At 65.3% G+C, this 11,959-nt stretch carries 14 protein-coding genes and 1 pseudogene; 7 read left to right on the forward strand and 8 right to left on the reverse strand.

The features are described from left to right. Window positions 1-1,162: sugar ABC transporter substrate-binding protein (locus EN781_RS11880; RefSeq protein ID WP_189347494.1), on the reverse strand; the 1,162-nt coding region annotated here is incomplete at its 3' end. A 310-nt stretch (window positions 1,163-1,472) separates the two neighbouring features. On the opposite strand from EN781_RS11880, the gene EN781_RS11885 reads away from it, so the two are divergent. Both EN781_RS11885 and EN781_RS11890 read left to right on the forward strand, forming a co-directional pair. Next, window positions 1,473-2,453 carry a sugar kinase gene (locus EN781_RS11885; RefSeq protein ID WP_127400014.1) on the forward strand — a complete coding sequence of 327 codons (981 nt, stop codon included), beginning with the start codon at window positions 1,473-1,475 and terminating at the stop codon, window positions 2,451-2,453. Beyond that, window positions 2,453-3,727: a D-tagatose-bisphosphate aldolase, class II, non-catalytic subunit gene (locus tag EN781_RS11890; protein WP_126059125.1), complete on the forward strand. Its 1,275-nt coding sequence runs from the start codon at window positions 2,453-2,455 to the stop codon at window positions 3,725-3,727. The genes EN781_RS11885 and EN781_RS11890 overlap by 1 nt, the downstream gene beginning before the upstream one ends. Before the next feature lie 38 nt (window positions 3,728-3,765). On the opposite strand, the gene EN781_RS11895 is transcribed toward EN781_RS11890, so the two are convergent. The 6 genes from EN781_RS11895 to EN781_RS35960 all read right to left on the reverse strand — a co-directional run bounded on the left by EN781_RS11895 (window position 3,766) and on the right by EN781_RS35960 (window position 6,803). Further along, window positions 3,766-4,008: a hypothetical protein gene (locus tag EN781_RS11895; RefSeq protein ID WP_126055280.1), complete on the reverse strand. Its 243-nt coding sequence runs from the start codon at window positions 4,006-4,008 to the stop codon at window positions 3,766-3,768. Between the two features lie 130 nt (window positions 4,009-4,138). After that, window positions 4,139-4,768 (reverse strand): glutathione S-transferase family protein, encoded by a 630-nt coding sequence (locus EN781_RS11900; protein ID WP_126055281.1) that lies wholly within the window; start codon window positions 4,766-4,768, stop codon window positions 4,139-4,141. A gap of 62 nt (window positions 4,769-4,830) precedes the next feature. Further along, complete coding sequence (locus tag EN781_RS11905) at window positions 4,831-5,226, reverse strand: hypothetical protein (protein ID WP_245492587.1); 396 nt, start codon at window positions 5,224-5,226, stop codon at window positions 4,831-4,833. A gap of 56 nt (window positions 5,227-5,282) precedes the next feature. Beyond that, complete coding sequence (locus EN781_RS11910; protein ID WP_126055282.1) at window positions 5,283-6,383, reverse strand: NAD(P)/FAD-dependent oxidoreductase; 1,101 nt, start codon at window positions 6,381-6,383, stop codon at window positions 5,283-5,285. A 124-nt stretch (window positions 6,384-6,507) separates the two neighbouring features. Beyond that, the gene (locus EN781_RS35955) at window positions 6,508-6,639 is read right to left on the reverse strand and encodes a DUF559 domain-containing protein (protein ID WP_348627246.1); all 132 of its coding nucleotides are present in this window, start codon (window positions 6,637-6,639) and stop codon (window positions 6,508-6,510) included. Next, window positions 6,636-6,803, reverse strand: a complete 168-nt coding sequence (locus EN781_RS35960) for a DUF559 domain-containing protein (protein WP_348627247.1) — start codon at window positions 6,801-6,803, stop codon at window positions 6,636-6,638. Before EN781_RS35960 ends, EN781_RS35955 begins: the two co-directional genes overlap by 4 nt. Before the next feature lie 86 nt (window positions 6,804-6,889). On the opposite strand from EN781_RS35960, the pseudogene EN781_RS35235 reads away from it, so the two are divergent. Continuing rightward, window positions 6,890-7,000, forward strand: a pseudogene (locus EN781_RS35235) (IS1 family transposase); the annotation flags it as partial. A gap of 567 nt (window positions 7,001-7,567) precedes the next feature. On the opposite strand, the gene EN781_RS11920 reads toward EN781_RS35235, so the two are convergent. Next, a complete protein-coding gene (locus EN781_RS11920) occupies window positions 7,568-9,013 on the reverse strand; it encodes a LuxR C-terminal-related transcriptional regulator (RefSeq protein WP_126055283.1) in 1,446 nt (481 codons plus the stop codon). Between the two features lie 256 nt (window positions 9,014-9,269). Here EN781_RS11920 and EN781_RS11925 point away from each other — a divergent pair, with 256 nt between their 5' ends. The 4 genes from EN781_RS11925 to EN781_RS11940 form a co-directional block, all read left to right on the forward strand. Then, window positions 9,270-9,476: a hypothetical protein gene (locus EN781_RS11925; protein ID WP_126055284.1), complete on the forward strand. Its 207-nt coding sequence runs from the start codon at window positions 9,270-9,272 to the stop codon at window positions 9,474-9,476. Window positions 9,477-9,666: 190 nt separating this feature from the next. Continuing rightward, entirely contained in the window at window positions 9,667-9,873 is a 207-nt protein-coding gene (locus tag EN781_RS11930) for a hypothetical protein (RefSeq protein ID WP_126055285.1), read from the forward strand. A gap of 64 nt (window positions 9,874-9,937) precedes the next feature. Further along, entirely contained in the window at window positions 9,938-11,470 is a 1,533-nt protein-coding gene (locus tag EN781_RS11935) for a winged helix-turn-helix domain-containing protein (RefSeq protein ID WP_126055286.1), read from the forward strand. A 77-nt stretch (window positions 11,471-11,547) separates the two neighbouring features. Beyond that, on the forward strand, window positions 11,548-11,959 hold a 412-nt coding region (locus tag EN781_RS11940; RefSeq protein ID WP_127400015.1), incomplete at its 3' end, for a DUF922 domain-containing protein.

Below are 11,959 nucleotides of genomic sequence, written 5' to 3' on the forward strand. Positions count from 1 at the left end.
TGCCGGTATAGGGCACCGGATCCTTGGTCTGCTTGGTCGGATCGGCGGATTCGATCGCCGAAAGCACCGTCGCGGCGAAGGGCGCCGCCTTCTGGTAGTCGGCGCTGGCATAGGTGGACTTGCGGGTTCCGGGCGGCGCCGCCACCCAGCCTTCGGTCTCGCCGACGCGCTGGACATAGGCCTTCGAGGTCGCCCATTTGACAAAGGACTTCGCCGCGTCCGCCTTCTTGGTCGAGGCCGGGATGGCGAGGCTCCAGGCCCAGCCCCAGGCCGAACCGTTGGGGGTGACCGCGACCGGCGCCTTGGCGAAGGCGACCTTGTCGGCGACCTTGCTCTGCTTCGGGTCATAGACGCGGCCCGCCGCGGACGTGGCGTCGATCCACATGGCGCAATGGCCGGAAGCAAACAGCGTCTGGTTCTCGTTGAAGCCGTTGGAGCTGATGCCCGGGGGTCCATCCTTCTTCATCGTGTCGACATACCAGCCGATCGCCTTCTTCCAGGCGTCGGAATTGATCTGCGGCTTCCAGTCCATGTCGAACCACTGGCCGCCGAATGTGTTCACCAGCGTGCCGACGAAGGCCATGTTCTCGCCCCAGCCCGGCTTGCCGCGCAGGCAGAGCCCGTACTGCTCCTTCGACTTGTCGGTGAGCTTGTCGGCAAATTCGGTGATCTGGTCGTAGGTCGGCTGCTCCGGCATCTTCAGGCCGGCGGCGTCGAACAGGTCCTTGCGGTAGAGCGTGAACGAGCTTTCGGCGTAGAACGGCACTGCGTAGAGCTTGCCGTCGACGGTCAGGCCGTTGCGAACCGGCGCGATCAGGTCGTCATAGTCGTAGTCGTCGCCGAGATCGTTGAGCGACGTCAGCCAGCCTGCCTTGCCCCAGATCGGCGTCTCGTAGCCGCCGATGGTGAGCACGTCGAACTGGCCGCCCTTGGTGGCGATGTCGGTGGTGACGCGCTCGCGCAGCACGTTCTCCTCAAGCGTGACCCAATTGACCTTGTTGCCGGTCGCCTTCTCCCACTCCGGCGACAGCTTCTGCATGATGATCATGTCGCCGTTGTTGACCGTGGCGACGGTGATTTCCGTGGCGAGCGCCGTGCCTGCCGCCAGCGCCGAGGCGGTGACCGATACGGCGAGAATCCCGAAAAGCTTACCCGTTGGCATTTCGTCTCCTCCTTTACGAATGCGCATGTGTAAATGGACATGCGTATATATTCTATCGCGCTACAGAAAATTTGAGTCAAGCCGCCTGTCGCCTGATTTTCTGAGCTCCTGTCTCGCCAGGCCGGTAAATTTTCTCCAAATGATGCACATAAGAAGGCTGCGTGCGCATTGATATAAGTGAACATACGTATAGTTTCTGTTGACTTCAGCTCCGCCGCGATTTACCCCGGCTGCAGCCCGGCGCTATCGTGCGGCCGGTGCGCGCCGAAATCAGCGCCTGGCAAGGCTGGGGAGAGAAGGAATTGCAGGAATGAGCCGCCGAAGGGAGATCGCCGCCGAAGGCGCGGGGCCGACGATTGTCGCCGGCGAGATCCTGGCCGAGATCATGGCGACGGAGCCAGGTCTCGGCTTCCTCGAGCCGCTGACGCTGATGGGGCCCTATCCGAGCGGCGCGCCGGCGATCTTCATCGACCAGGTGGCGAGGCTAGGCGGCGGCGCCGGCATCGTCGCCTGCGTCGGCCGCGACGATTTCGGCATCATCAATCTGGAACGGCTCAAGCGCGACGGCGTCGATGTCTCGGCCGTGTCGATCAGCGACCGCTATCCGACCGGAAGCGCCTTCGTGCGCTACAGGCCGGACGGCGGCAGGGACTTCGTCTACAACATCGCCGAATCCGCCGCCGGGCAGATCCGCCTCACGCCGGAGGCGCGGCGACTGGCGGACGGTGCCGGCCATCTGCATGTCATGGGCTCGACCCTGTCGGTAGCGGGGCTGAAGGAGATCGTCGCCTATGCGGTGAAGGCGGTGCGGGCGCGCGGCGGCTCGACCTCCTTCGACCCGAATGTGCGCAAGGAGCTGATCGACGGCGCCGACGGCGCGCTGCTTTCCGCCCTTGTCGACGACGCCGATCTCCTGCTGCCTTCCGGCGACGAGCTGCTTGCCGCGGCCGGCGTCAACGACGAGGAACAGGCTGTGGCGGCGCTGATCGCCAGGGGCGTTGGCGAGATCGTGCTGAAGCGCGGCGCCGCCGGCTCAACCCGTTTCGGCGCCGACGGCAGCCGGATCGACTGCGCCGGCTTCCTGATCGAGGAAGTCGACCCGACCGGGGCCGGCGACTGTTTCGGCGCCACCTACCTCACCTGCCGGCGCAAGGGGATGGAGCCGGCCAAGGCGCTGTTCTATGCCAATGCCGCGGGCGCCCGCAACGTGACGCGGCGCGGGCCGATGGAAGGCCTTGCCGGTCTCGACGTGCTTGACGACTTCATCGCCGGGACGGCGCGAGCGACATGATGACCAATCCGCTGACAGGCCTCGCCACCGCGCGCAGAAACGGGTCGCCCTATGGCATCACCTCGATCTGCTCGGCGCATCCGCTGGTGATCCAGGCGGCGATCCGGCGCGCCGTCGCCGACCCGGATTTGATGCTGCTGATCGAGGCGACCTGCAACCAGGTCAACCAGTTCGGCGGCTATACCGGGATGACGCCCGACCTGTTCGTCGCCTTCGTCAAGGAGATCGCCAGCCGCGAGGGGCTCCAGCCCTCGCGCATCATCTTCGGCGGCGACCATCTCGGGCCCAATCCATGGCGCTCCGAGCCGGCGGCGCAGGCGATGGCCAAGGCCGAAGCCATGGTCACGGCCTATGTCTGGGCCGGCTTCAGCAAGATCCATCTCGACGCCTCGATGGGCTGCGCCGGCGAGCCCGCAGCCCTCGACGACGAGACCATCGCGACGCGGGCCGCCCGGCTCGCCAAGGCGGCCGAGAAGGCGGCGCGGGCCAAGGACGGCGCGCTGCCGCTCTACATCATCGGCACCGAGGTTCCCGTCCCCGGCGGCGCCGATCACGCGCTCAGCGACCTGAAGCCAACCGAAGCGGCGGCAGCGCGGCGCACGATCGAAATCCATCGCGAGATTTTTGCGCGCGAGGGCCTCGGTGAAGCGTTCGGCCGCGTCATCGCTTTGGTCGTGCAGCCGGGCGTCGAATTCGGCAGCGAGAACGTCATCGCGTACAAGCCGGAAGCACCGAAAGCGCTGACCGCACTGCTCGATGAACAGCCGTCGCTCGTCTACGAGGCGCACTCCACCGACTACCAGAGCCGCGCGGCGCTGACGGCGCTGGTCGCCAACGGCTTTCCGATCCTCAAGGTCGGCCCGGGCCTGACCTTCGCCTTGCGCGAGGCGCTCTACGGGCTCGACCTGATCGCCGCGGAAATGGTCCCCGGCTATGGCGAGCGCTCGCTTGCCCGCGCGATGGAGCGCGTGATGCTGGCGGCGCCCGGCCATTGGCGCAGTCATTATCATGGCGGCGAGACCAGCCTCTATCTGCAGCGTCACTACAGCTACAGCGATCGCATCCGCTACTATTGGAGCAATCCCGCGGCAAGCGTCGCCGTCGGCCGCCTGCGCGAGGTGCTTACCGGCGTCGGCATCCCCGAAACGCTGATGCGGCAGTTCCTGCCGACGCTGCCGGCAGGCCTCGGGCCGGCGAGCGATCCCGAAGCCATCCTGCTCGCGGCGGTCGATGCGGTGCTGGCGGATTACGAGGCGGCGTGCCGGGGCGGGTGAGCTGAGGACCTAAACCGGAGATGCCGGCGGGACAGCTCCTACTCAAACCCCGCCGCCGGCGCCCGCGGCCCGTCGTCCTCCTCCGGCGGTTGGAGGATCTCGATCAGCCGCGCCACCCGCGTGCCCGGCAAGTGGCGGCCCTCATTGACCAGCGCCTCGTCGGCGCCGATCCAGGCGAAGGCCTCGCGCAGTTCGCCGAGGCTGGCGCCGGTCAGCGCGATGTCAGCGAGGACGGCCTCGTCCACCGGACCCAGCACTGAAATGATGTCGTCGCGTGTCATGGTTGCCTCCGCGCCGGCCTGGCACCGAAGGGCCCGGCCCTGGTGACGGAATCTGGGGCGCGAAATCGGATAAGCAATGGCAGAGCCGGGTTTGGCGCGGATTCGAAACGCGGTCCTCGGCGAGCGGGCGTCAGGCGCCGGAATGTGGATCGATGCTGTAAGGATGGACGGGATAGTCGGGACCGATCGCGTCCCGCACCCGGCCGATCCACGCCGTCACGAACGGATAGTCCGCGAGCTTAAAGCCGCAATCCTCGGCGCGGTGGCTGTAGGCATAGACGGCGATGTCGGCAATGGTGAGAGTGTCACCGACAAGGAACGCCCCGTCGGCGAGGCTGCGCTCCAGCGCCGCCAGCGTACGGGCGCCGGCTTCGCGCTTGCCCGAAACCATCGCCTGATTGCGCTCGAGCCGCCCGGTCAGGACCCAGTACCGCAGCGAGCCAATCACCGGCTCGACATAATACTGCTCGAAGAACAGCCATTGCATCACCTTGGCGCGGAGAAGCCGGTCTGCCGGCAGATAGGATGTGCCCTCCGCGACGCAGACGAGGATCGCGTTGGACTCGGCGATCGCCTGCCCATTCTCAACGGCGAGCACCGGCACGGCGCCGGCCGGGTTGAGCTTAAGGAAAGCCTCCGTGTGGCTCTCGCCCTCGAAAATCGAGACGACGCGGGTTTCGTAGGCGATGCCGAGCAAGCCGAGCAGGACCCTCACCTTCCAGCCATTCTGCGACGGCAGATAATCGTAGAGCGTGAGCATGGTGGGCCCTTTCGTCCAATCGGGACCGGCTTCGCATAGCGCAGGGGTATGGTCCACCCGATTTATGCTGGGCCCCGAAGCGGCTCTAAACAGCCGCCGGCGATGTCAATCAGCGGGTGTAACGATCCGAACGACGACCATCGAATCGAGCCCCAGCACGCGAGCGAGGGCCAGTGCATTCGGCACCAATATGGGGAGTCTGCGTCGAAGGGAGCATTGCTGTGCGTCAGGTTGAAGAGCGCCTTTGCGCAGACCTCTTCGAACATATACTGGGCCAAAGCCTGCACATCGTTCGCCTTTTCGGCCCGCAAGGTCTTGTGCCGGATATGATCGAAAAGGTGATGTGCTTTCAGCCAGGCCCCGCGATCTTTGACCATCGTGCGAAGGCGATCGAGAGTCTCGGTGTCGCGGACGTGCGGACCGAAGAACTCAAAGAGCTCCTGCATCTGTCGCAGCATGTCCCAACCTCTGGTCGGCATGAATGTCGTATGTCCCTCCTCGTCGGAAGCCGCCCTCACCCCCGCTTCTCGATATCGGCAGCCACAGCCATCGCTTCCAGGCCGATCTCGCGCAGCAGGCCGGTGACCGGGTTGTGGAAGCCGACGAGGTAGAGGCCGAGCTCCGAGGCGCGGGCGTTGACGCCGCTCTTCTGCGGCCTGAGCTCCGCCGGCAGGAACTTGTCGTAGGCGGGGCGGTAGCCGGTGGCGAGGATGACGGCGTCGAAGTCTTCCTGCCGGCCGTCGACGAAGGTGGCGTCACCCTCGCCGAAGCGCTTGATGTCGGGCGCGACCTTGATCCTGCCGGCCTTGATCGCCGCCACCGTGCCGACATCGATGACCGGGATGCGGCCGGCGTCGATCTGCTTCAAGATGCCCTCCTTCGGCCGGACAAGGCCGTATTTCTCGAGCTTGCCCAGCGCCAGGTCGAGGATGATCGGGAACATCCGGTCGTTGAGGCCCTGCGGCATCGGCCGGCTGGCGATGCCGACCATCTGGATCGGCACGCCGAACAACTGGCGCGGCACGATGTGGACGCCCTTGCGCACCGACAGCGTCGGGTCGGCGCCGCTCTCGGCAAGGTCGAGCGCGATCTCGGCGCCGGTGTTGCCCATGCCGACGACCAGCACCTTCCTGCCGATGAAGGGCGCGGCCTCGGTATAGTCGGCGCTGTGCAGCACCTTGCCCTTGAAGGTCTCGATGTCGGGAAAGCTGGGAACGATGGGCTCGGCATTGTTGCCGCTGGCGACCACGACATGGCGCGCCGTCAGCGCGTCGGATCCGATCTCGACCCGGAAACCGTCCTTGTCGCGGCGGATGGTGTCGACCGTCACGCCGAAGCGCGGCCTGAGCTCGAAACGTTCGGCATAGGCATCGAGATAGGCCACGACCTTCTCGCGCGGCACGTAGCGCGGATGGTCGCTCGGAAACGGCACGAAGGGCAGCGAGGAGAACGACTTCACCGTATGCAGATGCAGCCGCCGATAGTGCCGCCGCCAGGCCGGCGCCACCTGATCGGCCTTTTCGAGCATGATGAAATCCACCCCGGCCCGGCGCAAGCAAGCGCCGACGGCAAGGCCGGCCGGCCCGGCGCCGACAATCACGACATTGGTATCCAAGCGGTTTCCTCCCCTCCCAGGTCATGGCAGGCTATGCCGGGAGGTGTGGGCGGGACAAGTGGGGGTGCCCATCTCCCCCCTTGTGGGGGAGAAAGCGATTTCAACATCTTAGCGAAGCTAAGTGTTAGAAATCGCAAGAGAGGGGATTTGCTTGGGAGCTCCCTTTGCGGACTTCGGCCAGGATTGTCAGGCAAACGCCGTCGATGTTTCGCACCACTTCGTCGTTCCAGAAGCGCAGGGTCCTGAAGCCTTTCATCGCAAAATGCCGGTCGCGCCGGCATCCCGTTCCGACTCTGAATGCTGGCCGCCGTCGACCTCGACGATCAGCCGCGCCTCGAAGCAGACGAAGTCGAGAATGTAGCCGTCAAGTGGCACCTGCCGCTTGAACTTCAGACCCTCGAGCTGCCTGTTGCGCAGCACCTGCCACGGGATGTTCTCGGCCTTCGTCGCATCGGCACGCGGTAGTGTCTCAGTTTGAAATTTGAGCGGGTATCGCCAGCCATAAGGTCGCGATCTACACCGTCTGGTACAACTTCATCAAAATGCACAAGACGTTGAAGATGACGCCTGCAATGGCCGCTGGCGTGTCGCAAACTCTGTGGTCGATGGAAGACCTTTGCGAGAAGATGGATGCGGTTGCGCCGAAGCCGGGAAAGCGTGGGCCGTACAAGAAACGTGTCGCGACCGACTAGCCGTCATCTTCGATGGTGCCGCCGACCGTATCTCGGAGCAATCGCAGCAGGCGCAATACGACCTGATCCTTAGAGTGGTGCCTACCGCTAACATCGACTTGGACATCCCCGTTGCCTTCCAAACTGACGTAGGCGATAGCGTCGCTTCCGCCTAGAGTGGGCAGCACCCAAGGATGCCGTTGGCCGGGGAGTTGTCGGTCCAACTCCGCTTCAGTTTGTGCCTTCCCTATCGTTCCAACCAAGAAATATGACTTCATGCATTCTGATAGGATGACCGGTCCCAAATTTCAAACTGAGACACTACCCGGCACGCATGGCTCTTGCAAAGACACGGCGCTGTGGCGGAACCTGTTGGCGCATGTGCGTGAAAATCCCCTCTCTTGCGATTTCTAACACTTAGCTTCGCTAAGATGTTGAAATCGCTCTCTCCCCCACAAGGGGGAGATAGGCGCCTCAACCCCTGACCTCCTCACCGCCCGGCCTTTCTTCCCCTCAGCCCAGCCCCGCCAGCTTCGCCGCATCCCGGATGGCCCTGACGGCCTCCGGGTTGGTCACGGGATAGCCCGAGATGAAGCCCTCGACGGAAAAGTCGGGGAACTCGGCCGCGAGCCGCGCCACGAATCCGGCCGCCTCGGCGCCCTCGCCCGACGCCGCATGGGAAAGCGCCAGGAACATCAGCACATTGGGCGAGTCCGGCGTGCTTCGGCGCAAGGCCGCGATGGCTTCCCGGTGCCTGCCGGCGCAGAACAGGACGCGGCCCTGCATGCCGAAATACCAGGGCGGGGCGAGCGGGTTGAGACGCATGGCGCGCTCGATGAGCGGGATCGCCTCGGCCGGATCGCCTGCGACCAGCGCCTTGCTGCCGGCAAGCAGCGCCAGCGTGTCTGCATGGTTGGGGCCACATTCATAGGCTCTTTTGTAGGCGCGCTCCGCGGCATCGAGGTCGCCGAGGCATCCCATGAGATCGCCGAAGCAGTTGCAGGCGCTGCTGTCGAAGGGATCGAGCCGGATCGCATTTTCGACCGCCGCGCGCCATTTCTCGATCGATGCCCGCGGATCGCGGCCAAAGCAGTTGCCGGCTTCGATCGAATAGGCGTAGGCGAGCTCGGTCCAGGCCCTGACCAGCGTCGGGTCGAGTTCCAGCGCGCGTGAAAACAGCCGGATCGCTTCCGCGTTGCCGGCGCGGCTGAAGGTGTTGTGCTGCTCGACGCCAAGCAGATAGAGATCATAGGCGCGCAGGCTGGCCGGCGGCTTGCGGCGAACCGCGTTGCGCCCGATCGTGGCGATCGTCCCGAAACAGCCGGCGAGCACATTGATGACGCTTTCGGTCAGACTGTCCTGCAGCGCGAAGATGTCCTCGACCGGACGGTCGTAGCGCTCACTCCACAGGCTGAGGCCGCTTCCCGCGTCGGCAAGCTCCATCGTCAGCCGCACCCGCCGGTCGTCGGCGCGTAGCTGGCCCGACACGATGTAGGCGGCGCCCAGCGCCTTGCCGTCAGCGGCGAAGTCGGCCGGCTTGCTGCCCAGCGCCTTCATGGTGTGGAAGGCGATGACCGGAAGGCCCGCGTAGCGCGCAAGGTCGACGGTGATGTCCGACGACAGGCCGTTGGCGAAGCGGCGCCAGCGCTCTTCATCGCTCAGGCATTCGATCGGGAATATCGCCAGCACCGGCGAAGCGCCGGGCAAGGCCGACGGCTTGTCCGGCGGCAAGCTGGCAATGCCATTGAGGTGCGCGGCAAGCGCCACTTTGTTGCGCACGCCGAGCTTCTCGTAGATCGCGGCGAGATGGGTGCGCACGGTCGATGGCGCGATGAACAGCGCCTCGCCGATCTGGCGATAGGTCAGGCCAGCCGCGAATTTCTCCGCCACGGCGCGCTCGCGCTCGGACAGCGCCGGCGAAGACGCTGAAGAGGTGGCCGCTGTCGCGTTGTGGTTCATGCCGATTCCCTGCCCGCGGACGTGCGCACTATCAACGCCTGCCGTGGCAAAATACTACAAATGCAGGACCTAAAACACCGCATCTGGCCGATCCCCTCGCAGGCGCACCGGGTGCAAGCTCCCTTGCAGCGAGAGGCTGCAATCACGGGAGGTTTCCATGCGGAGCGTTTCCATAGGACTGGCGTGCGCGATCCTGGGCTTTTCTTCCCCGTCGCCGTCATTGGCCAGCGGCTGCAGGCAGATGCTGGAATCGGACGTGAAAATCGCCAGCATGCGCCTCTATGCCGACATACTGGCCAATGCCGCCCGCAATGGCTGGGACTACGCGCCGGATGCGATCGCCAGCGGCTCGAAGCGGCATTTCGAGGAGATGAAGCTGGAATTGATCGCGGCCGGATATGAGATCGTCCCCGTCGGCGCCCGGCCGCGCTGTCCCCACTTCGACGCGCTGGCGAGCGAATAGCAACGAAAAGGCCGGGGTCGCCGGGCCGCGGCGCCGAGAGCCGATTTCAGCAAAATATCAGCAGCCGTTCAGGACGGCGAGCGCGCGTTGCGGCAATGCTGAAGCAATACAGGCCTCGGAGCGACTGGGAAACCACTGATCCTGGAGATCGATCATGCGTGAGAAAGCTGAAGGAGCGCTTTGGCCCTCGATGCTGGCGCAGGAGGAAACGCAGCGCATCCTGTCGATGGGCGTTGCCGGGTTCATCTGCGGCGAAGCCAATGAGATGCTGGCCTATTTCGAGCGGCAGTCGCCGTGCGATCCGGCACCCCGGTCCGGCGGGCGGCCGAGCCTATGGCTCCGGATTCGCCCAATCCTTCCGCACTTCATTTTTCCGGGCGGCTTCTTTCGGACTTGACCTTGCGGGCATTCTGCCGCTCCGATAATCGCCGCGCGAAGGTGCGCGACGATGGGGCAAGGGCTTGTCGCAACAGATCGGCAGCGCGGTTCTCGATCTTGACCTGGGCACGCTCAGGCGTGACGGCGAGATCGTGCCGGTCCGGCCGAAAACCTTCGAGCTTCTGGCGTTCCTGATACGTAATTCCGGCAGGGTGCTGAGCAAGGACGAATTGTTGCGGGCGGTCTGGCCGGACACCATGGTCACCGAGGATTCGCTCACCCAGTGCATTCGCGACGCGCGCAAGTCGATCGGTGACGAGGCGCAGGCGCTGATCCGTACCGTCCCCCGACGCGGCTATCTGTTCCAGGCCGCCGAAATGCAGGCCGCGGATCCGCTGGCACAAGCGCCGGTTCAGCCGCGACGGGCGGCCGAACCGATGGTCGCCATCCTGCCGTTCCGCGTTGAGACGTGCGACGCGCCCGGCAAGGTGCTGTTCGACGGCGCGGTCGAGGAGATCACCAACGCGCTGTCCCACTTCAAGACCATAGCGGTGATGGCACGCCACTCGGCCTTCGCGCTCGCCGAGCATTGGACGGAGGATATCAACGCGACCGCCGTACGGCTCGGCGCCGACTACATAGCGGAAGGGGTCGTGGAATCCGCTGGAGGCGGCTACAGCGCGCGCGTCGTGCTGACCGAGACGGCATCCGGCCGTCGCGTCTGGTCGCAAGGCTTCACGTTCGTCAAAGGCGATATCTTCGCCTTCCAGAAAACGGTCGCTCAGCGGATCGCGACCGCGCTGGTCACCAACGTCGAAAGCGCGGTCATGCGGCGTGGCCAGCCCGCATCCACCGCCAATGTCGAGGCCTACCTCCATCTGCTGCGCGGCATGGCTCTGCTGCGCAGCTATGGCGATGGAGTGAACGAGGAGGCACGCGAGCATTTCCTCAAGGCGCTGGAACGCGATCCGGAATCAGGCCTTGCGCATGCCTATCTGGCGCTTGCCGACATGATCATAGGAGGCTGTTCCGCCGCGCCGCGTGCCGTGCTCGATCAGGCGCGCGACCGGGCGCTGCACGCAATCGCGGTCAGTCCCGACGAGGGGCGATGCCACAGGATCCTGGCACTGACGCTGCTCTGGCGGGGCTGCGACGAATACGAAGCCGCCGAAAAGCACTTCGCTCGCGCGCTCGACCTCAATCCCTACGATGCCGACACGCTCGCCCAGACCGGTTACTTCAGGGCGCTGCGAGGCGATGGCGAAGCCGGGCTGGCGCTGCTCGACCAGGCCATCCAGCTCAACCCGATGCATCCGAGCTGGTATTATTTCGACCGCGGCGTAGCCTTGTTCATCGCCGGCCGCTACCGTGAGGCCGCGGCTTCCTTCTCCTGCCTGCCGCTCAAGGGCGTCCGGCAATGGGCGCGACTGGCGGCGTGCCACGCGCTCTGCGGCGACACCGAGAAAGCCAAGGCTTGCGTTAGGGAAGGCCGCGCGCTGGATTCGGGCCTGACCGTGGCGGATATCCTTGCAGACCTGCGCATAGAGTGCGCCGAGAACTGTGACCGGTTGCGAACCGGTCTCGAGCGCGCCGGCTGGGACAACACGCCGGCATAGCCGGTCCGCCGCGCAGCGGGCATGATGGCCGGCGATCGCCCGCCGACTCGGGCTCCATTGCCAATCCGCGGGGGCGCATGAAACCAGCCATCCTCTTGCTTTTGCTCGCGGCCATGCTGCCGTCCACATCGGCGCGGGCCGGCGACTGGAAGCCGGTCGAAAAGGTCGAGACCTATGCAATCTCAGGCCGGACCGCGCCCGAGCTCTATGCCTCGATCGGCGAGAAAGGCCCGGTGATCGGCAAGGACAGTGCAGGCAACGAACGGCGCGTCATCGCGCATACCAATTTCAAGCTGACCTGGCAGCGCGACTACCAGCCTGAGGGCGGCGCCTGCGTGCTGAAGACGGCGCGGCCGAAGCTCACCCTCACCTACACGCTGCCGAAGCCAGCCACGCCGATGCCGGCGGGTTTGCAAAAGCGCTGGGACAGTTTCGCCGCCGGCCTCGCCGCGCATGAGAAGGTGCATGGCGCCCAGATCGTCGACATGG

It is taken from the genome of Mesorhizobium sp. M4A.F.Ca.ET.090.04.2.1, from assembly GCF_003999085.1.
Taxonomy (GTDB): domain Bacteria; phylum Pseudomonadota; class Alphaproteobacteria; order Rhizobiales; family Rhizobiaceae; genus Mesorhizobium.

Coding starts and splice junctions, on each gene's coding strand:
- EN781_RS11885 (WP_127400014.1), top strand. CDS start 1,473: ATGAGCCGCCGAAGGGAGATCGCCGCCGAAGGCGCGGGGCCGACGATT.
- EN781_RS11890 (WP_126059125.1), top strand. CDS start 2,453: ATGACCAATCCGCTGACAGGCCTCGCCACCGCGCGCAGAAACGGGTCG.
- EN781_RS11895 (WP_126055280.1), bottom strand. CDS start 4,008: ATGACACGCGACGACATCATTTCAGTGCTGGGTCCGGTGGACGAGGCC.
- EN781_RS11900 (WP_126055281.1), bottom strand. CDS start 4,768: ATGCTCACGCTCTACGATTATCTGCCGTCGCAGAATGGCTGGAAGGTG.
- EN781_RS11905 (WP_245492587.1), bottom strand. CDS start 5,226: ATGCTGCGACAGATGCAGGAGCTCTTTGAGTTCTTCGGTCCGCACGTC.
- EN781_RS35955 (WP_348627246.1), bottom strand. CDS start 6,639: ATGAAAGGCTTCAGGACCCTGCGCTTCTGGAACGACGAAGTGGTGCGA.
- EN781_RS11920 (WP_126055283.1), bottom strand. CDS start 9,013: ATGAACCACAACGCGACAGCGGCCACCTCTTCAGCGTCTTCGCCGGCG.
- EN781_RS11930 (WP_126055285.1), top strand. CDS start 9,667: ATGCTGGCGCAGGAGGAAACGCAGCGCATCCTGTCGATGGGCGTTGCC.